This window comes from Halocatena halophila, assembly GCA_027563145.1.
Taxonomy (GTDB): Archaea; Halobacteriota; Halobacteria; order Halobacteriales; family Haloarculaceae; genus Halocatena; species Halocatena halophila.
On the sequence record CP071306.1, the window covers coordinates 2130506 to 2150320 of the forward strand.

Below are 19815 nucleotides of genomic sequence, written 5' to 3' on the forward strand. Positions count from 1 at the left end.
TCGGGTTACAACGTTAGTGTGACCGCGCCGGAGTCCGACTGTCTTGCACCATCCTGTGTCAGAAAGGCAGCGTGCAGTCGATCATACGTTTCAGAGAGCGCTTCGACGATCACTTTCGTCTCACCAATCACCGGCATGAAGTTCGTATCACCCTCCCACCGGGGAACGACGTGGGTGTGGAGATGATCACCGATCGACCCGCCTGCACCGGTCCCGAGATTTCGCCCCGTGTTGAAGCCGTCGGGATCAAACGCTCGATTGAGTGCCCGAACCGACCGCTGTTGAAGCAGTGCCTGCTCAAGCAATACAGCTTCCGAGACATCTGGCAGCGACCCAGTGTGCTCTCCGGGAATTACCATCAGATGGCCAGGGCTGTATGGATAATTGTTGAGCAACACGTAGGCGTTCTCACTCCGTGCAACAACCCGGTTCTCTCGGTCAGTATCGTCCTCATCAAACGAACAGAACACACAGCCGCCGTTCTCCGTCTTCTCTCGCTCGACCCACTCGATACGCCACGGGGCGAACACCTGATCCATGTGATTGGCATTTCGAGGGCGCTGCTACTAAGCGCGTTGGCCTGACGGTGCCACGTTCGTTTATTTAAATATATTGGGCGATCTGCAACTGTTTACGGATGAAACGGACTGAGAAACGGTTCTAAACGCTTTGAATCGTTCTCGAGCCGTTATGTAGAAAATCGACTCACGTATGGCGAATTTCGGCGTAAACGACCGCTAACGGAAGTGGGTTTTTATACTCTGCTGCAGGGTAGCAAGCGTTGATGAAAGCCTCCAAGCAGCACGCCAAACACGCAGATATCCACGAACTCTGTGGTGACTGTGGGCGATCGACTCCACACGACGTTTCGGTGACGATTCTCACCGAGAGTTCGAAACAGGAGAACGCCCAGTTCTCTCGTGAGCCCTATCGGGTGAGCGTCTGTCAGATCTGTGGTTCTGAAACGTCGCTTCGGATGAACAACGCCTAGAGTCGAGTCAAGAAGTTTCTGATCAACTGATGACCGCCACTTGAGAGAACGCTTTCTGGGTGAAACTGGACGCCTGCCAGCGGATACGTTTCGTGACGGACACCCATCACCAGCTCAGTGTCGTTGATTTCCGCAGCCGTCGTTGCGCTCACATCGAAACAGTCCGGGACGGAGCTGGCGACGAGTGAGTGATAGCGTCCACCACGGATCGGCGATTCGAGCCCATCGAAGACGCCCTTGCTATCGTGGTCTATCTGGGCGGATTTGCCATGGACCGGAGCGGGTGCGTGATCGATCGATCCTCCGTAGGCGTACACTGCGGCTTCGAGACCGAGACAGATTCCAAGCGTTGGCACTGTTGGACTCAGTTCCTCAAGCACGGGAATCGTCACACCGACATCGCGCTCGTTTTTCGGATGTCCCGGTCCAGGACTGATCACGATACCGTCCGGATCGATTGATCGGAGTTGCTCGAGTGATGTCGTGTTCCGAACGACCGCGACGTCGGCGTGCTCGCTGCAGTACTCCACGAGATTGTACGTGAACGAATCGAAATTATCGATCACACAGATCGTTGGTTCGTCCCTCATGGTTCGGACCCGTCGATCGTTTCGAGTGCGGTGAGCACGGCATCCATTTTCTGTTCCGTTTCCGCGTATTCAGCGACTGGATCGCTGTCAGCAACGATTCCCGCGCCGGCCTGAATCGTCACTCTGTCGGTGCCATCCGGCTGATGCGTGAGCTGGGCGGTTCGGATGACGATCGCCAGCTCTGCGTCACCGTTCCACGAGAAATACCCAAGTCCACCTGCGTAGACCCCTCGTGGTTCCGGTTCGAGCTCGTCGATGATCTCCATCGCTCGAATTTTCGGCGCGCCGGTCAGCGTTCCGGCTGGAAACGCAGCCCGTGTCGCATCGAACGCCGTCGCATCCGCTTGCATTGTCCCCGTCACCGTGCTTTCAATGTGCTGTACGTGGCTGTATTTGAATACGTTCATGAACTCCTCGACAGCCACGCTGCCGGACTGGCTCACCCGTCGGACATCGTTTCGCGCAAGATCGACGAGCATCGTGTGTTCTGCTCGCTCTTTGTCGTCTGCAAGCATCTCGCCGGCCAGCTTTCGATCTTCGACGGGGCTGTCTCCTCGTTTGCACGTTCCCGCCAGTGGATAGATCGAGACAGTCGAATCATGAACCGAGACCAGCGTTTCCGGGCTTGCTCCAACGATCGTGCTGTCTCCATGGTCCAGCAGATACATGTACGGTGAGGGGTTGATCGATCGGAGCGTAGTGTACAGGGTGAGCGGATCGATATCGCCGGTGAGCTGTCTGGTTCGAGAGATCACGCCCTGATAGATATCGCCGTCGAGCACGTGCTGTTTGGCGGTTTCGACGGCTGATTCGTAGATGGACTGTTCGCCCACATCCAGCTGTGAAAGGTCACAGCTCCCATCTGGGAGTGAGGGCGACGACTCGAGCGTCGATCCAATCTCGCTCGCTCGCTCCTGGAGTTCGTCAAACACTGCAGCTGCGTTGTCTTCGGGGTGGAGCAGTGGCGTGAACACGAGTTCAACCTCGTCAGTCAGGTGATCGAACACGACCGTGGTGTCACAGAGCACGAACTGTGCGTCGGGGTGTGCACACTCTGGTCGGTCGTAATCGAGCTCGGAGAGGAACATGTCGTACACTGCTTCGTAGGCGAGCACGCCGACAAGGCCGCCGTCGAGGCGCTGTCGTGGTCTATCAGGGAGCCCTGAGACGGTCACGTCGGGAAGCACTCCTTCGAGTCGCTCAAGCACGTCCGCACCGGGTGGATCGGGGTCAAGCAGCCCAGCGTATCGTTCTTCGAGCAGTTCGACTGTCACGTCGGTTCCAGTGACGGTGACGACTGCGCCTGGCTCGGTACCGACGAACGAAAATCGTGCGTGTCGGTCGTCGGTCCCTGTGGATGGGCTGAACGCTCCATTTGGGTCGCTTGAAGCGATTTTCTCCCCGCTTTCGAGCAAGAAGCCGTGCGAGCCCTGCTCGTTGAGCGCGGTGTACGCTTCAACAGCCGAACAATCGGTATCGAGAGACGTGGTTGTGTGAATAACAACCGGTTCGTCGTCAGCGGTGGCGCGTTCGACGAATGCAGACCGTGAGAGTGAAAGCGATGTCACGCACGCACCCCCACCGATCGCGCGGCCCTGATGAACGCGGTCACTGCGTTGGAACTTTTTCGTCCGCCGGTCTGTTCGACGCCGCTCGCGACATCGACACCGTACGGTTGAGTTTGTTCGATTGCGTCCGCCACGTTCTCTGGGGTCAGTCCTCCGGCGACGATCACCGGAGTGGTCGTTTCGGCCACACACGCACGCGTTTGGTCCCAGTCATGGGTCGTTCCCGTTCCACCAGCACCTGCGTCGTCCAGCGAGTCAACGAGCAGTCCATCGCAGCAGCCATCGTACTCGATTGCTCTGCTGGGAGCAACTGCTGCAAGTACGTCAGCCTCGGCTTTCTCGTGCAACTCTCTCACAGCCGTGGATTCCAGTCCGTGGATCTGGATTGCATCAGCCCCAACGCGTTTGATGAGCGTGCGGGCGTTCCCAACGGTGTCGGCCATAGTAACCAGCACGGTCGAGACGAAGGGGGGCGTCGCATCTACCAACGACCGTGCGGTGACACAGTCGATCTCGCGTGGCGTCTCGACTGGCACGTCCACCAGCAGCCCGATCGCGTCCGCACCGGCCTCAACGGCGAGCTCCAGGTCGTCTCTGGTGGTTATTCCACAGATTTTCGTACGCACTGGCCCGCCGGTCATCGTGCGATCGAAGCGGTGCGAAGCTCGGTCAACACTGCGCTTGCAGCTCCGGCGTCGATCGCCTGCTCGGCCAGTTCAACACCGTCTTTGAGCGTCGACGTTTCGCCGCTGACGTAGATCGCCGCGCCGGCGTTGGCGAGCACGATCTCTCGGGCTGGGCCGGTTCGCTCCCCACGGAGGATTCCATCGAGCGTTGCGGCGTTTTCAGCGGGCGAGCCGCCAGCGACCGCCTCGATCGGTGCGCGTTCCAGGCCGAGCGATGCGGGTTCGATCGTGTATTGCTCGATTTCCGTGCCAGACACCTCCGCGACGGTTGTTTCACTGTGGAGACAGATTTCGTCCAGTCCGTCGCCGTGGACCACCAGCGCGTGTTCGACCGGGAGTCGAGCGAGTGCGCTCGCGACCGTTTCGACCAGCGCCGGGTCGTAGACGCCAACGATCTGGCCGTCTGCACCGGCCGGATTGGTGAGTGGCCCGAGCACGTTGAAGATCGTTCGGAGTCCCAGCTCGCGTCGTGGCCCGATCACGGCTTTCATCGCCGGATGGAAGACGGGTGCGTGCATGAAGCCGATTCCGTGGCGTTCGATCAGCCCTTCGACGACGGCTGGTTCCTCGGTGGCGGGCACCTCCAGTGCATCGAGGACATCAGTGCTTCCGGATTGTGATGAGACGGAGTAGTTGCCGTGTTTGGCGACTGGAACGCCAGCACCTGCTGCAACGATCGCACTCGTCGTCGAGACGTTGATCGTGTCGTAATCGTCGCCGCCAGTTCCACAGGTGTCGACGAGGCCTGCCTGGTCGGGTTCGATCGTTCGGGCAGCCTTTCGCATCCCCCGGGCGAAGCCTGCGATCTCTGCTTCGGTCTCGCCCTTTGCGCGGAGCGCTGCCAGCAACGCACCGATCTGGGCCTCCGTTGCATCTTCGAACACCGCCGTTGCGGCCTCGGTTGCCTGCTGTTCGGTCAAATCCTCACCGTCGGTGAGCTGCTCGATATACGTGTTCATAATGGACACTAATGTTCGATAGTGGCTTACTATGATCATATATGTACATTCTCTTAATTCTGTTGGTAGTGTTAGGGGTTCTCAGGCATGACTGCTCGATCGACTGCCGTCGGTCAGTCAGTTTCGCAAAGGTCAAGTATCCCTCCCAGTTACTCGTGAGTGTAAGCAAGACGGGGTTCGTGGTCTAGGCTGGTTATGACACCTCCTTGACATGGAGGAGGCCGGCGGTTCAAATCCGCCCGAACCCATAGGAATTTTCGAAGTTGTTTTTTCGAGGCCGGCATTGCGACGTGGAGTGAGTGAACGTCGCGGCCAGACAGTCGATCGTCGAACGGAGTGAGCCGGTCGTCTGTCACGGGTTCAAATTTATTCTCTGAGTGATTGGAGAACGAAAGCCGCGGATTTGAATCAGGGAGTGGAGCGTGTGGAACGACCGTGGTTCAAATCCGCCCGAATTCATGGATATTTTTCGGCGTCGTGAGATTCGATACTGAGATCGCACGATCTGAGTGTATCAACAGGAGAGTCATCCGAAAGCTCGAAGCGGGATAGAAAGCAAGAGTTGCGATTCCTGCCTCAATCCGTGATCACATCATCGATCAACCCGACAGGAGTGGCATCATAGGCAGGATTTCGAATGCTGAACCCCTCAGCTGGCTCAAGCATCACCTCGCTTGCCGGCCGATATTCGTTTTCGAAAACGAAGCCGTCTTCGATGATCTTTGCCCCGGAACCGACGACCCAGACAGGGACGTCAGCCGTGCTGGCAGCGGCGGCGATCGGATACGTCCCGACGCGATTGTACAGATGGTCCTCGACGATACAGTCCATCCCGACGACAACCCGATCGACATCGTCGAGCACCGTCCCGGCGGCGCTGTCGACCAGCAGCTCCGTCTCCACCCGATCGATCGCGCCGAGCACGCGTGCCGTTTTCCGACCGAGATACCGGGGCCGGGCTTCGGTTGCGTACACCCGAAGATGCGTCCCATCGCTCGCCGCCCGTTCGATCCCCTCGAGGACGGTCGACGAGTAATCGTGTGTCAACAACACCATCTCGTCCTCGAGTTGGTCAGCGAACTGCGCTGCAGCCTCGCGCTTTGCGGTCTCAACACGATCAATGACGGAGTCGATCGCCTCCGCGGTTAGCTGCTTTGCAGCGTCTACCGAGGCCGGTTCAGCCTCGCTGACCGTCTCGACGATCGTCCGCTGTGTGGTGTGTAACGATGCATGTGAAGGATTTGCACGCCGCAACGCCCCAGAATTGCGTTCGAGATCCCGAATATACTCCTCGACGGTGGCTGCCTCGCGCTCAGTAAGCGTCTCAAGTGCGCGTGCGGCCTTGATCGCGACAACAGACGAACTGTGTGTCTGCATCTCGCTGATCTCCGCAACCGTCTCGTCTATCATACCCGAACTCTTCGCAGTTCGTACTAAAGAACTTCTGGCTCTGCATCGGCCGTAACAATCATTTGCATTGAAACGAACCCCCGGTGGAGTTATATTCGTTCCAGCAGTAACGAAAGCCAGTGAGCGTTAACGTTGACCGCCGGATCGTCCGCCCTGGCCAGGACACCTACGTGGACGACGCCTGGGATCTCAAAGAACGGATTCGGCAATCCGATGGCGTGTTACAGCAACGACGCGGCTTCTTCACGGATGCGTATCGACGATCCAAAATCTACTGTTATCTCTCTGAGGGACAAGAGGAACGACTCATCGGCTTTGCGGCGGTTCGACGCGACGGCTACATCCTGTTTCTCGCCGTTGCACCAGAGTTTCGTGGAGACGGTTTCGGCCGGCGACTCGTTTCTGGCGTCGCAGAAAATTACAACGGCGTGAGCTGTCACGCACGAACGACGAACGAACGAGCGCTTGGATTCTACGAGCATCTTGGTTTCGAAGTCGAGCGTCGTGTAACCAGCTACTACGAAGACGGTGGCGACGCCTACTACTTGCGACTGGGCGATGAGGGGTTGGCGGAAACGATATCGCGATTCGTCCGTTTCTGATCGGGTATCGAGAGGTTCTTTGTGCACACGTTCGTTCGTAGGATATGAACCAGCGGACGCGTGCGTACCTGCAGGGTCGGTTCGGCGATTACTACCGCCGAACGGAGCTTTCGCTACCGCCCGCGCCCGGGCTGCGTGAATGGGGGGTTATCCCGTTTACGGAGGGTCCAGGGACCACGATGGTCCGCCACAAAGAACTCGTAGAGCTAGGTGATCTCTCGACGTTTCTGGTGGACGAATCACCACGGCACGTGTATTTTTCGGCCGGCCAGTACGACGATCCGGGCGCGCGTTCGATGGCCGAGAAAGGATGGCAGGGTTCGGATCTGGTGTTCGATCTCGATGCCGATCATCTCCCGGCTGTCGATCCCGAAACCGATAGCTACGCCTCAATGCTAGAAACGTGTAAAGCGGCGCTGCTCCGACTGCTCGAATTCTTGCGGACGGATTTTGGTTTCGAGGACGACGCGCTCACGGTCGTTTTCTCGGGGAGTCGTGGCTATCACGTCCACGTCCGGACGGACGCAGTGCGTCCACTGGACCGAGAGGCCCGCAGTGAGATCGCCGCGTACCTGCTCGGAGAGGGCATTTCTGGCGTTGAAGCGCTGACGAGCGAAGAGACCGTTGCCGGTCTCGGTCGATCGACGCCGGCACAAAAACACACGCTCACGACAGATGGCGGCTGGGGACGACGCGTCCACAACAGGCTCTGTACGCTCGTTGAATCCATCCAGGAACTCGATGAGGCGGCTGCAATCGAGCGCCTCCACTCGTTCGATGGCATCGGCGAGAAGGGTGGGAAAATGCTGTATCAGGCGATCCTCGATCGTCCGGAGCAGTTCAGTGCTGGAAATCTCGACGTGGCCGGTCAGTACAGCCACACGCTCGCAAATCAGTTGCTTGAATCGGTGATCGAGGAGAGTGCAGTGCCCATTGACGAACCCGTAACGACAGACATCAATCGACTGATTCGTTTGCCGGGCTCGATCCACGGGGGGAGTGGGCTGGCCGTGTGTGAACTGTCGCTCGATGACGTCGAATCGTTTGATCCGTTAATAGAGGCCGTCCCGGAGCCGTTTTCAGGGGCCGAAATCACCATCAACAACCGAGAGCAACGGGCGGTCCAGCTGAGTGGGGAAACACATAAGATCCCAGCCGGCAATGTAACGGTCCGGGAGTCCATTGGCATCTTCCTCATGGCCAGAGGACACGCTGAAAAGGCACCAGAATGAACCTCGACGAGCTCCAATCAGTTCAGAGTCGCGAACGACAGATCGATAGCCTCCAGCAGCTGCACGACACATTTTATCAAGACGCAGGGCGATTCGTTCGACAGCTCCGCGAAGAGCGCGAATCCGTTGCCGAACGGGCGGCCGACCCGTTCGACTCCCCGGACGTCCAGCGGTTGACAAACGAGATCAACACCGCCGAACGGACCGTCGAATCGATTTATGAGCGCCGGATCGGCAAGCTCGTCAAACAGGCGAGTCTCGATGCCGCGGGAATGGCAGCCGACGTTGATGGATTGACGAGTGAAGAACGCGAGACGTTCGATCGACTCGTCGCTACCATCGAGGACAGCCGCTCTCGCGTGCTCGATACCGTCCTCGCCCAGGAAGCCGCCGCCGAGACCGCACCCCCGAGTGATGATGAGGATTCTGCAGGCCCCTCCGAAGCGAAAGCGTCTGCGAGTGAGCTCCGTGCGTCCTCGGCGATGGGATCCGGCGAAGATGTTACTACCGACCGGGAAACGCCACAACCCCCGCCGGACGAACCCCTTGAGACCGAGTCCGCTCCCGTTCAAGAAGTGGACGAGCCGACAGCTCCACAGCCACCAGATGAGACACCGACAGCTGGCGAGGATACGGACGATGTAGAGCGGATGACGGTCCGAATCACCAGCGATGTCGGCGAGATTCTGGGTGTTGATGACCGGGCGTATGAACTGTCGACTGACGACGTTGTGCGCCTCCCCACGATGAACGCGGATCCGTTGCTTGAACAGGACGCTGCGATCCAGCTCGACCAGTCTTGACCGAAGGAGTGAGAGCTTTGGTCGTGGCTCGGTAGGGTTAGGCATGCCGACGTATCGATCAGTTGCTGACTCGGAGCTCCACGCGTATCGAGCGCTCACTGCGTATGCGTTTCGTCCCCACGAGGTTACCCCCCGATCTGGTGAACAAACGGAGGAGACGCCACCCTGGGCCCAGCTCTCGGCCGACCGAGGGCTGTTCGACGACGGCGAACTCGTCAGCACGATCGCTCACTACTGGCATACGCTCAGGGTGCGCGGCGAGTGGCACACGGTAGGCGGGGTGGCAAACGTTTCGACACCACCAAAACACCGGCGAAACGGCTATGTTCGAACGATGCTCGCCGAATCACTCGCCGAGTATCGCGAGAAAGAGATCGCGTTTTCGGCACTGTGGCCGTTCGACACCGAGTTCTATCGCCGGCTAGGCTACGAACGGTGTGCAGATCAGTACAGGATCACGTGTAGTCCGGACGCGTTGGCGTTCATAGGTGACGAGTCAGCCGGCGGAACCTTCGTGGAGCTGACCCCCGAGGACATTCCAGCACTCGATGCGGTGTACACCACCTGTCACGACCACGATCTTGCGATGGACCGCACTGAAGCGTGGTGGCAAAAGCGGGTGTTCGACTATCGCACCCAGCCATTCGTTGCAGGGGTTGAGCGCGACGGAACGCTCGTCGGATATCTCGTCTACACGATCGAGGACACCGATGATGGCCGCCAGCTAACGGTTCACGAGCGGAGTTATCGCGATGTGCGTGCCTACCGCGAACTGCTGCGATACTGTCGGTATCACGACTCGCAGGTAACCTCGCTTCAGTTTGATGTCGAACAGCCCCTTCTCTGGGAGCTGACTCCCGATCCATCGAGCGTGCGGGTTGAGCGTCGATCTGGTGCCATGTTTCGCGTTGTTGACGTTGAACGGGGGCTCTCTGCGATCGACTACGCCGACACAGGCAGCGTCGTCCTTGAGATAGCCGACTCGGATGCCCCGTGGAACGATGGGCGCTTCGAACTCACGGTGACCGACAATTCTGCCACCTGTGTCCCCAGTACAGATCCCTCTGCGATCGAACTCGATATCTCTGCACTAGGTGCAATCGTCAGTGGCTATCGTTCGCCAGCGACGCTCGCCGAATACGAAACGATCGAGGGCACCGACGCGGCAATCGAGACGCTGGACCGGTTGCTTCCGGCAACCGAGCCATCACTCGTGGAGTTTTTCTAGGTCGGCGTCTGGCTGTAGATGAGATTGCGCTGGATTTCGTTTGCCCCTTCGTAGATGACTGGAATCCGAGAATCGCGAAACACGCGTGCGATGCGGCGGTCGTTCAGCACGGATCGGCCGCCGTGAAGCTGCATGCCGTTTTCGGCACACATCGTTGCCATCTCCGTCGATTTCGTCTTTGCCAGTGCGCCCCAGAAACCGGGCTGGTCGTTGTTAGCGACGGCGCGTGCCGCTCGCCAGTTGAGCGCGCGTGCGGCCTCGAACTCCATGCGCATCTCCGAAAGGCTGTGTTGGACCGATTGAAACGCATCGAGCGTGCGCCCGAACGCCTCTCGGTCGTGAACGAACGACCACGCTTCCTCGATTGCAGCAGCTCCCAGTCCGAGTCCGTGGCCGCCAACGATCACGCGTCCGTGATTGAAAAATTCGGCGAGCATATAAAAGCCGGCACCCTCCGGACCGATTCGGTTCTCGACCGGAATCTGACAGTCAGTGAGCGTGATGTGTGCCTGTTTTGACGCACGCATTGCCATCTTCTCCGGGATGTGCTCTGCGTCGTAGCCGTCAGTGTCGGTTGGCACGATAAAAATCGAGTAGTTGCCGTATCGATTCGACTCATCGTCGTCGGTTTTGGCATAGAGGGTCACCCAGTCGGCCTCCACACCGTTGCCGATCCAGTATTTCTCTCCGTTGATGACGTACGAATCACCCACTCGATCGGCAGTGGTCGACATCCCCGCGAGATCGCTTCCACCATCCGGTTCGGAAACTGCCAGTCCCGTTATCTGGTCGTTGTTCGCAACCGGTTTGAGATACGTCTCCTTTTGTTCTTCAGAGCCGTGATCTTCGAGGATTTCTGCGCCGAATGACGCGAGCATCAGCGTCAGCCCGATGCCGGCATCTGCTCGAAAAAGCTCTTCGGCGACCGCAAGCAGCTCTTCGAGTGAAAAGCCACGTCCACCGTAGGCTTCGCCGATGTCCTGGGCGACGATGTTCGCGTCCATTCCAGCCTCAAGCACGTCCAAGGGATACTCTCCGCTCCGATAGTACTGCGCAGCGACCGGCTCGATTTCGCTTTCGGCAAACTCCCGTGCCTCCCGTTTTGCTTTGTGTGCTGACTCGGGAACGACAGTATCATCTAACAACTCCATCGGTACGAGCCACTTCGATGGCGACGGTAAAGTGACTTCTCCCCCGCCTAAAGTTGCCAGAACGAAGCTCTGGCAGCCCGCCGGATGTAATCCGGCGAAGTAGTCAAGCGAAGCTTGACTGATCAGCCAGAAATTGAAGATTTCTGGTCAAGTGGCAAGAACCCATAGCGCTCTTGCTGATCAACCAGAAATCGAAGATTTCTGGTCAATCCGTAGACTTTTTCCTCGAATTTCTGTAATCCTGATCGGAGATTACTCCTCTGGTGGTGCTTTTGCAGATGGGGAGGTGTCGAACTGATCTGTGCTGTCGTACTGCTCTCGCAGAACGCGCTTTGCAAACTTTCCAGTGGCAGTTTTCGGGACGGCGTCGATGAATTCGAACGCGTCTGGTACCCACCATTTCGGGAACTGTTCTGTGAGCGACGCTTCTAGTTCGGCGGTTAGTTCGTCGCGTGATGCTGAATCGTCGGCAACGACAAAGGCAATCGGGCGCTCTTGCCATTTGTCGTCCCCAACGCCCACCACGGTCGCTTCCTCGACGCCATCATGGCCCATAATGGCATTTTCGAGTTCGACCGAGGAGATCCACTCTCCTCCGCTTTTGATCACGTCCTTGATTCTGTCGACGATTTCGAGATAGCCGTCTTCGTCCACCGTCACTACGTCGCCCGTTTTCAACCAGCCGTCTTCGAAAGTTTCAGCAGTCGCGCTCTCGTTTGCGAAATACTCCGTCGTTACCCACGGCCCCCGCACCCAGAGTTCGCCGAATTGCTCTCCGTCCCAGGGGACTTCGTCTCCGTTATCATCGATCACACGGAACTCGAGGCCCGGCACGGCGAGCCCTTGCTTTGCCCGCTTTGCCCGTCGTTGTGCAGCACTCGCGTCTTCGAGTCCAGCCTTTGCATGTGAGACAGTCCCGATCGGTGCCATCTCCGTCATTCCCCAGGCGTGAAGCACTTCTACACCGTGGCTATCGAACCAGTCGATCATCGATTCCGGCGCAGCAGAGCCGCCGATGACCACCCGCTCTAGCGTTGAGAGATCCACCGCAGTGTGTGTCATATACTCTTTGAGTCCGAGCCACACGGTTGGCACGCCGGCTGCAATGGTGACGCCCTCGGATTCGATCAGTGATCCGAGTTCTGCCGGCTCGGGTGCCGGTCCAGGGAACACCTGCTTTGCGCCCCCAGCCGTGGCCGAAAACGGCATTCCCCACGCGTTGACGTGGAACATTGGAACGACCGGAAGGACGACATCATCGTCGTCAATCGGAATCCCCTGTGGAGACTGTGTGGCCATCGTGTGTGACCAGAGCATCTGGTGGGTGTACTCGACGCCTTTTGGCTTTCCGGTCGTTCCTGATGTGTAACACATCCCCGCTGGGGCCGTCTCTTCGAGCGCTGGCCACTCGAACGCCGATTCATGGGCGTCGAGATATGACTCGTAGTCTTCGATCGGGTCGAGTGCGCTGGCGCTCGCCGAATCATCCATCACGACAAACTGTGTGATGGTGTCGGTTTCGGTCGCTGTGAGGGCTTCAGTAACGGTCTCTACCAGCGATGGATCGACGAACACCACACGATCACCGGCATCGTCAATGATGTGGCTGATGTGATCGGTTGGCAATAGCGGATTGATCGTGTGTAACTGTGCGCCCATTGATGTAACCGCGAAATACAGCTCGAAATGACGGTGATGATTCCAGCAGAGCGTGGCGACGCGATCGCCGGCGGTGACACCAGTTGCCCGGAGAGCGCTGGCAAGCTGCTTGACGCGACTGGAATACTCACTATACGTGTATCGCGTCAGTCCATCGTGACCGCGAGAAACGATCTCCGTCTCCGGATAGAGTCGCTCTGCACGCCACAGAAACGGTCGCAGTGTCTGATCGGTTGCGCCTGGCATACGATCACATAGCAGTCAACCATACTAACTCTTCTCACGAAACGTCCGTGCTCACTGTCGATGGCTCACGGCAAGCCCCTCCCCGAGCGGAAGCAGTGCGGTCTCGAACGCCGGATCGGCTCGAACGGTTTCGAGATACTCTGCAATCCCGCGCGTGGAGGCGGTGGTTTCGACGCTCGTTCCCGAGAGCAACTCCGTGAGTGAGGAAAATTCGATCGATCCGGCGTCGATCATGTTATCGGCGAGGACGATCCCGCCCGGAGAGACCTTCTCTCGGACGACTTCGAATGCTTCTGCGTACCGGTCTTTTTCGTTGTCGATCAGCACCACGTCGAACGGCCCGTCGTACGACTCGATCGTTTCGATTGCATCTCCACGCTCAAAGCTGGTGGTGCCCTCAAACGCCGATCGCTCAAGAAACGTGGCAGCTTGCTCAAGATTTTCCTCATCGAGGTCGGTGAGCACGAGCTGTCCGTCGTCGGGGAGCTCTCGAGAAAACCAGTAGGCCGAGTAGCCAAAGCCAGAGCCAAACTCGAAGACTGATCGAGCATCGACCATGCGTGCGAGGACGGCCAGCCAGCCTCCAACAGCTCCTCCGACGATCGGAAACGACCGCTCGCTGGCGAGCGTTTCCATCTCCGTTAGGACGGCGTCACTCTCCGGACCAAGGGTCGTCGCAAACGATTCGAGGTGTGCACTGATCGTTGGATCCATGGTCGTGGGTGGCTCCCGTCGGTGAAAAATTCACGGGCACTGTCGGCAGCCACTCGATTCGTTCGCGATTGTTACTTTTCAGTACTGTCAGAAATGGAACGAATAACCGGAATCGGTCCAGAATCAGCCTCTTCTTCGACCCAGCTCTCTGAGCCGGGATCGTCCGTCGCTTCGAGCGTGTCGTCTTCGGTCTCACCGCCGTCGGTTGTAGAGCCCCAGTTTCCGTCATCGTCCGTCTGTGGCTTTGCTTCGCTCGATCGACTCGTGTTCGCCTCGAACTGTTCGGTGGCTGTGTAGACGTTTTTTTGCTCGAGTATTCGATCGACAGCCTCGCGGGCTGCGTCGTCCTGACTTTTGATCACGACCGTCACTTTCATTCCAACTGCCAATGCCATTGCCATAGCCGCACCCCCAACCGTGCCGAACAGCATTTTTTCCGTCGAGCCGACTGCGACACGAGAGATCATTGCTCCGGCAAACCCACCGAAGAGACCGAACCAGATCATCGATCGCAGTCGAGCAGGATCCCACCCAGTGAATCTTCGGAGCAACAGCGCGACGATGCCGATGACCGCGACGCCGGCGAATGTGCCAAGCGGGACGATGTTGATCCCATATCGAAGATTCGGCTGAAACACCACGCCCGAAAGCGCGGCGAACAGCCCAGAAAGCAACAACAGTTCGAGGTGGATCCGGTCGAGTTCAATCCGTATCATTGGTTGTTGACTCCGCGATCGTGCGTCTCTCCCCCGCGAAACCGCCAAAAGGAGAGTACGCGCCGAGTCCGATCGCTGATGTAAGGTTGCATACCCCTAAAGGATAGGGGGGTACTTTATTTGTTTGATACGGATCAGCGAGCAAATTGGCACTCACCAACCGCTCACAGCATTATTCTCGAGCAAATCGAGCGTTTCGTCTACGTCGCCGTCCATTCGCTTGAGTAGCCCCTTGATTTCGTCACGGACGGCGCTGTCGACAGCGACGTGCACCATACCGACATCCGGCTGGCCGTACACCACGCTTGCCTCCGATGGAGCGAGCATAATCGCGGGGAGTGTCGCCAGATCTTCTTCGCCATCGACGACAATCACGGTCGAATCGTCGGTAGCGATGGCCGTCCCGAGCGCTTCGATCAGCGCTGGTGAGATCGTTGCGGCGTCGTTGACAACCGAATGTTCGTTCGAGAATGCGGTGCGGTCGATCGACTCATCGAGTGGCGTACGCTTGGTCTGATCGTCAATGACGGCGACGGCCGGTGTGCAAACAGCCAGCAGCGTCTCAGTGACGACATCACCGACGGTGATCAACGGCGTTTCTGCCACGGACAACAGCTCGTCTGGATCGGTGTACACCGTTCCCATCGGTGATTTGAGTGCCGACCGTAGCGACGGAGGAAGTGTGAGCACGATCAGCGGACCTTCAACGCGTACGCACCTGCGCTGGTGACGTTCATTTCGTCTGCCACCTCGCTTTGCTCGGGATGTGCGATGACCACGTAGCCTGCCCAGTCCTCGGTCAGGCTGCTCGAACCACACTGCGTGCAGTTCTGTGCGTCGGGACCGTTGACGAGGTGGCACTCACGACAGGCGAGGCGTTTGTTCGCCACGCTCACTCACCCGTGGCGGCCGGTTCCTGCTCCCGACGCTCTTTCAGCCAGCCGAGCTTGCCAAGGCCTGGCTGTTTGGCCGTGAGGCCAATTTTGCTGTCACGCGGATTGCGCTCGTCGATGCTTTTGGTGACAATGCGCGCTCGGACGGAGTCGCCCGCCCCGATCGTGCTGTTCGATTCGCGCGAAGCGAGCTGCTGGTTCTCCTCGTCGTACGCCAGATATTCATCGGAAATCTGTGAGACGTGGAGCAGTCCATCGACCGGTCCGATGCCGATGAACGTACCGAAGTTGACGACTTCGACGACTTCGCCATCGACCACTTCCTGCATCTGTGGATCGAACGTGACGGCGTCGAACACCGCCTCGTAGTAGACGCCTGGACGGTTTGGCAACACCGTACCGTCACCAACCTCGACAACGTCGACAATGCTGACGACGCTGCCAACGTCTTCGTCCATCCGCCCTTCGAGCTTGTCTTGTAGCAGTCGTTTCACCAACGATTCCGAAACGTCGGCCAGGTGCCGGGGTGGCACCTCGACCGTATCGCGTAGTCTGACCCGTTTGTACATAGTTACTGGATAGCGAGTTTGTTCTGACCCCTTACACAAATTACTGCGACAGAGAGGCGGTCACGCAGGGGTCTGTCGTTCGTGACCACGTAGTCACACGCCCCATCGTTTGCGAGTTCGACGAGTGCGTCGTCGGCGTAGGCCGCCTCGGTCTCGAGTATCCCACAGCGCGCTGTGAGGTCGTGGCCAACGCGGGCCGCGGTCGATTCGGTGCCGTGGCCGCTCTCGGCCAGCGTTTGCAGCTCTGCAACCACCGGTTCGACGGTGTAACACTCATACGTTTCGAGCAGTCGATCGAGCTCCTCGAACACGCGGACACCACACTCGACCGGCATCATCAACGCGTTCGTGTCAAGGACGACTCGATCCATGCTCTGTTTCGATTTTCGTTACTCTCCGACGAGCGTTCCCACGCCGATGAGCCGCCAGCGCGTTCCGACACGGCGATTGATCGCGATCTTCGCGCCCGGTTCGGCACACACTGGTCGTTTGAGGTTCACTTCACACTCCTGGTTGCGCGCACTCGTCACCGCGCCGACGGTGGTGGCGGTACCAACGGTGAGCATCAGGGGCTCACCGGTGTTGATCGGTTCGATCTCGTCGCCACCGACCAGGCGATCGAGCAGTTCGACTTCGATTTCGAATTCGTTCCACGTTGGCGGTAGCGTTCCCGGTGGCCCGGCGACCTGTCCGGCGAGCGCATCGCCTTTGGTGATCGACGGATCGAGGCCAGTGCCGACGCCAAGCAGTCCACCCGGTCCGACGGTATCGGGCATTTCGTTGCCGGCCTGAATCGACCGAACCGTCGTCGTGATCGGTCGGTATTCGGATTGACCACCTTCTTCGAACTCGCGGCCTGGCCGGAGTTCGAGCTCCTGGTCGGTCGAAAGCTCACCCTGCACGAGACTCCCGCCGAGTACGCCGCCATGGAGCTCGTCGAATCGGGTTCCCGGTCGGTTGATGTCGAAGCTCCTCGCGACTTCCATTCGGGGCTCCGTTTCGGGCGATTGCTCCGGCGTTGGAATCTCCGTTTCGATCGCCTGCATCAAGAGGTCCATGTTGACCTCCTGTTGGGCGGAAATCGGGACCACCGGTGCGTCTTCGGCGACGGTTCCCTCGACGAACGACTTGATCTGCTCGTAGTTGTCGCGGGCCGTCTGGTTGTCGACGAGGTCGATCTTGTTCTGTGCGATGACGATGTTCTCGATGCCGATAATGTCGAGCGCCATCAGGTGCTCTGCGGTCTGGGCCTGTGGGACCTGCTCGTTCGCCCCGACGACCAGCACCGCGCCGTCCATCATCGCCGCGCCCGAGAGCATCGTTGCCATCAGCGTTTCGTGACCGGGAGCATCGACGAACGAGACCGTTCGAACGAGCTCGCTCTCAGTGCCGTCCGGACACTCCGTCTCGACGGTGAAACACTCCGGGGCGTCCATCTCGGGACACCGCCGGAAGGTGGCGTCGGCGTAGCCGAGCCGTATCGATATCCCGCGCTTCATCTCTTCGGAGTGCTGGTCGGTCCACTCGCCACTGAGCGCCTGAACCAGCGTCGTTTTACCGTGATCGACGTGGCCGACGAGACCGATGTTCACCTCCGGTTGTCGGTGTTCCCTTGTCATCTCGTTAGTAATACGGTCACCTACCCTCGTGGCGAGCATAAACCTGCTGTTTCTCAGACTCACGCCGCTCACCAAATCTGACAGTCACTCGCCACCCCCTGCGTGGCGGCCAAGCAGTCGCTGTGTCCCGATCTACGCTCCCGTGTGCGTTCACTGACCTGGTCCAGAGCGGCCCACCAGCTGTCGAACCAGCATGGGCTGGGCAACCAGACGATTAGCTGACGAGTCGCTTTTATTCAGGCCATTCGAAGCGGTTTTGTGGACGAGTTCGGATTTGAGCTGTCGCTGTGTGCCACACTCGAGGGCAACGAGACGCCCCAGATCGTGAGCCGGCAGCTTGGCGCGAGCACCACCGGCTCCCGGATCGTCGATGTCGTCACTGTGACGCCAGGATCGGCGTTCGGAGCGCGCACACGGATCTCTCCCGCAACGATTCCGGCGCTGGCGATCGACGCCGACGTTGGCGTTGGTCGATATCGATACTGGAAGGCGGCGTTTGACTGCAATGCTGACCGTGCGCGGGCAGTGATCGACCGTGCCGTCGAGATTGGCTTTTTCGAGCGCGAGCGCCGTGGTGGTCGGACATACATCCGCCAGACTGCTCGCTATCCCGACTGGATTGGAACGGTGCGCGCTATCGAGAACAAACCGGACCTCGGTGCTCCAGGTGCGCTCGAACGCCAGCTCCAGTTCGATGTGAGCCTCGGCGTCTGTGATGAAGTGGTGTTGGCGACGAACTCACACGTCACCGGTGCCCATCTCAATCGTATTCCAGAAGCGGTCGGCGTCTGGGAGTTCGATCCCGACACCACAGAGTGCGACGTGATCCGTTCGCCGACGCCACTTTCGGACGGTCCCGGCGTCGAACCGACCGACCGTAAACCCTCTCATACGGCGATCGAACTCGTGAGCGACGCTCAGAAACAAAGGCTCCGTCGGACGATCGCAGAACGCGCGTACGGCAACGGCTGGCGCGTCCCGTTTCCAGCCTGCCCGCACGTCGAAAACCACACCGTTGGCGGGGTTGATGGCATTCCGTTCTGTACGAACTGCGAGGCAATCGTTCGCCCAGCGACTGCGTGCGAGTCGGCTGGTGGCTATCCCCACCCGATCGATCTCGACGAACGCCGTAACGCCCATTCTCCGTGGATCAGACGGCCGCCGGACGCCCGCACAGAACAAGGATCGCTCGATGCATTCTGAAACGACCCGTTCCGAAAGTTCTTTGGTGTAGTTTAGGCTATCCAAAAACAGAACGCGCGGTGTTCGCAACTGCGTGCGGGAACCGAACGGCACACAGATCATGGCGAGTACAACGGAGTCTCTAACGGGCGCAATCGAAGAACAGAGCGACGACACGGAGCGTGACTCGGGACGTGTCCAGTCGAGCATGCTGTCTGGCACCGAGCTGTCGCTATCGTATGCGACGAGCGAGCAGCCGGTCGTAGAGTGTGAACGAATCGACATTCCTGAGGGAGAGATCACGGCGATCGTCGGTCCGAACGGCAGCGGCAAATCGACGATGTTGGCCGCGCTCTCGGACCATCACACGCCGGATGCGGGGTCGGTCGTGCTCGATGGCCAGACGATCGAGGAGTACGGCAACAAAGAGCTCGCCCGAGCGCTCGGTCATCTTTCACAGGAACACGGTTCACCCGACAGCGTCACCGTTGCGGATCTTGTGGCCCACGGGCGCTATCCCCACCGCGGTCCGTTTGAATCGCTGACGGAAGCCGACGAGGCGGCGATCGAGCGTGCGCTCACGCTTGCCGGCGTCGAGTCATTGCGCGAGAAGCCAGTCGGTGATCTGTCTGGTGGGCAAAAACAGCTGGCGTGGATCGCGCTCGTGCTCGCCCAGGAGACTGACACGCTGTTGTTAGATGAGCCAACGACGTATCTCGATCTCCACCACCAGCTTCGGGTGATGGAGACGGTTGAGCGGCTCAACGAAACCGACGACGTAACCGTTGCCGTCGTGCTTCACGACATTGCCCAGGCGGCTCGGTTTGCGGACAATCTCATTGCGATGTGTGATGGCGAGCTGTACGACTGGGGACCCCCACGCGACGTGTTGACGGAGTCGTTGCTCGCAGACGTATTCTCCGTAAAGGCGACCGTCGTGTATGAACCGGCCCTGCAGATCATTCCCGAACGTTCGATCAGCGACTGAGGAGACACT

General features: G+C 58.9%; 22 protein-coding genes and 1 tRNA gene. 8 read left to right on the forward strand and 15 right to left on the reverse strand.

All coding sequences use genetic code 11. The annotated features are described in order from the left end of the window. Window positions 1–5 precede the first annotated feature (5 nt). A complete protein-coding gene (locus JXQ78_RS11370; RefSeq protein ID WP_330630883.1) occupies window positions 6–539 on the reverse strand; it encodes an HIT family protein in 534 nt (177 codons plus the stop codon). A 245-nt stretch (window positions 540–784) separates the two neighbouring features. On the opposite strand from JXQ78_RS11370, the gene JXQ78_RS11375 reads away from it, so the two are divergent. Continuing rightward, the gene (locus tag JXQ78_RS11375) at window positions 785–991 is read left to right on the forward strand and encodes a DUF7835 family putative zinc beta-ribbon protein (RefSeq protein ID WP_330630884.1); all 207 of its coding nucleotides are present in this window, start codon (window positions 785–787) and stop codon (window positions 989–991) included. Here the strand turns inward: JXQ78_RS11375 and trpG are convergent. The 4 genes from trpG to trpD are packed head-to-tail and all read right to left on the reverse strand — an operon-like array spanning window position 988 to window position 4794. After that, window positions 988–1581: an anthranilate synthase component II gene (gene trpG, locus JXQ78_RS11380; RefSeq protein WP_330630885.1), complete on the reverse strand. Its 594-nt coding sequence runs from the start codon at window positions 1579–1581 to the stop codon at window positions 988–990. The genes JXQ78_RS11375 and trpG overlap by 4 nt on opposite strands. Continuing rightward, window positions 1578–3149, reverse strand: coding sequence for an anthranilate synthase component I (gene trpE / locus JXQ78_RS11385; RefSeq protein ID WP_330630886.1), 1572 nt, complete (start codon window positions 3147–3149; stop codon window positions 1578–1580). Before trpE ends, trpG begins: the two co-directional genes overlap by 4 nt. Further along, window positions 3146–3775, reverse strand: a complete 630-nt coding sequence (locus tag JXQ78_RS11390; RefSeq protein WP_330630887.1) for a phosphoribosylanthranilate isomerase — start codon at window positions 3773–3775, stop codon at window positions 3146–3148. The genes trpE and JXQ78_RS11390 overlap by 4 nt, the downstream gene beginning before the upstream one ends. Window positions 3776–3786: 11 nt before the next feature. Then, window positions 3787–4794, reverse strand: coding sequence for an anthranilate phosphoribosyltransferase (trpD, locus tag JXQ78_RS11395; RefSeq protein ID WP_330630888.1), 1008 nt, complete (start codon window positions 4792–4794; stop codon window positions 3787–3789). Window positions 4795–4967: 173 nt separating this feature from the next. Here trpD and JXQ78_RS11400 point away from each other — a divergent pair. Beyond that, window positions 4968–5042 (forward strand) — tRNA-Val (locus JXQ78_RS11400). Window positions 5043–5370: 328 nt separating this feature from the next. Here the strand turns inward: JXQ78_RS11400 and JXQ78_RS11405 are convergent. Continuing rightward, on the reverse strand, window positions 5371–6204 hold the full coding sequence (locus tag JXQ78_RS11405; RefSeq protein ID WP_330630889.1) for a translation initiation factor eIF-2B: 834 nt from the start codon (window positions 6202–6204) through the stop codon (window positions 5371–5373). 119 nt (window positions 6205–6323) lie between these two features. On the opposite strand from JXQ78_RS11405, the gene JXQ78_RS11410 reads away from it, so the two are divergent. From JXQ78_RS11410 to JXQ78_RS11425, 4 genes are read left to right on the forward strand one after another with little or no spacing between them, the layout of a single operon-like run. After that, entirely contained in the window at window positions 6324–6806 is a 483-nt protein-coding gene (locus JXQ78_RS11410) for a GNAT family N-acetyltransferase (protein WP_330630890.1), read from the forward strand. Window positions 6807–6850: 44 nt separating this feature from the next. Then, window positions 6851–8038: a DNA primase small subunit PriS gene (locus JXQ78_RS11415; RefSeq protein WP_330630891.1), complete on the forward strand. Its 1188-nt coding sequence runs from the start codon at window positions 6851–6853 to the stop codon at window positions 8036–8038. Next, window positions 8035–8841 carry a hypothetical protein gene (locus JXQ78_RS11420; RefSeq protein WP_330630892.1) on the forward strand — a complete coding sequence of 269 codons (807 nt, stop codon included), beginning with the start codon at window positions 8035–8037 and terminating at the stop codon, window positions 8839–8841. The genes JXQ78_RS11415 and JXQ78_RS11420 overlap by 4 nt, the downstream gene beginning before the upstream one ends. Window positions 8842–8884: 43 nt before the next feature. After that, window positions 8885–10069, forward strand: coding sequence for a GNAT family N-acetyltransferase (locus JXQ78_RS11425; protein WP_330630893.1), 1185 nt, complete (start codon window positions 8885–8887; stop codon window positions 10067–10069). Here the strand turns inward: JXQ78_RS11425 and JXQ78_RS11430 are convergent. The 9 genes from JXQ78_RS11430 to JXQ78_RS11470 all read right to left on the reverse strand — a co-directional run bounded on the left by JXQ78_RS11430 (window position 10066) and on the right by JXQ78_RS11470 (window position 17636). Beyond that, window positions 10066–11220, reverse strand: coding sequence for an acyl-CoA dehydrogenase family protein (locus tag JXQ78_RS11430; RefSeq protein WP_330630894.1), 1155 nt, complete (start codon window positions 11218–11220; stop codon window positions 10066–10068). The two genes, JXQ78_RS11425 and JXQ78_RS11430, sit on opposite strands and share 4 nt — an antisense overlap. Window positions 11221–11472: 252 nt before the next feature. Further along, window positions 11473–13125, reverse strand: coding sequence for a long-chain fatty acid--CoA ligase (locus JXQ78_RS11435; protein ID WP_330630895.1), 1653 nt, complete (start codon window positions 13123–13125; stop codon window positions 11473–11475). 51 nt (window positions 13126–13176) lie between these two features. After that, window positions 13177–13839, reverse strand: coding sequence for an O-methyltransferase (locus JXQ78_RS11440; protein ID WP_330630896.1), 663 nt, complete (start codon window positions 13837–13839; stop codon window positions 13177–13179). A gap of 71 nt (window positions 13840–13910) precedes the next feature. Continuing rightward, the gene (locus JXQ78_RS11445; RefSeq protein WP_330630897.1) at window positions 13911–14555 is read right to left on the reverse strand and encodes a hypothetical protein; all 645 of its coding nucleotides are present in this window, start codon (window positions 14553–14555) and stop codon (window positions 13911–13913) included. A 153-nt stretch (window positions 14556–14708) separates the two neighbouring features. After that, a complete protein-coding gene (locus tag JXQ78_RS11450; RefSeq protein WP_330630898.1) occupies window positions 14709–15245 on the reverse strand; it encodes a GTP-dependent dephospho-CoA kinase family protein in 537 nt (178 codons plus the stop codon). Between the two features lie 2 nt (window positions 15246–15247). Further along, on the reverse strand, window positions 15248–15445 hold the full coding sequence (spt4, locus tag JXQ78_RS11455; protein WP_330630899.1) for a transcription elongation factor subunit Spt4: 198 nt from the start codon (window positions 15443–15445) through the stop codon (window positions 15248–15250). 2 nt (window positions 15446–15447) lie between these two features. After that, a complete protein-coding gene (locus JXQ78_RS11460) occupies window positions 15448–16017 on the reverse strand; it encodes a DNA-directed RNA polymerase (RefSeq protein WP_330630900.1) in 570 nt (189 codons plus the stop codon). Between the two features lie 2 nt (window positions 16018–16019). Further along, window positions 16020–16388, reverse strand: a complete 369-nt coding sequence (locus tag JXQ78_RS11465; protein ID WP_330630901.1) for a PIN domain-containing protein — start codon at window positions 16386–16388, stop codon at window positions 16020–16022. An 18-nt stretch (window positions 16389–16406) separates the two neighbouring features. Continuing rightward, window positions 16407–17636: a translation initiation factor IF-2 subunit gamma gene (locus JXQ78_RS11470; protein ID WP_330630902.1), complete on the reverse strand. Its 1230-nt coding sequence runs from the start codon at window positions 17634–17636 to the stop codon at window positions 16407–16409. Window positions 17637–17894: 258 nt separating this feature from the next. Between JXQ78_RS11470 and JXQ78_RS11475 the strand changes: the two genes are divergently transcribed. Further along, on the forward strand, window positions 17895–18839 hold the full coding sequence (locus JXQ78_RS11475) for a DUF5787 family protein (protein WP_330630903.1): 945 nt from the start codon (window positions 17895–17897) through the stop codon (window positions 18837–18839). Between the two features lie 100 nt (window positions 18840–18939). Next, window positions 18940–19806, forward strand: a complete 867-nt coding sequence (locus JXQ78_RS11480; protein ID WP_407934021.1) for an ABC transporter ATP-binding protein — start codon at window positions 18940–18942, stop codon at window positions 19804–19806. The last annotated feature ends 9 nt before the right edge of the window (window positions 19807–19815 follow it).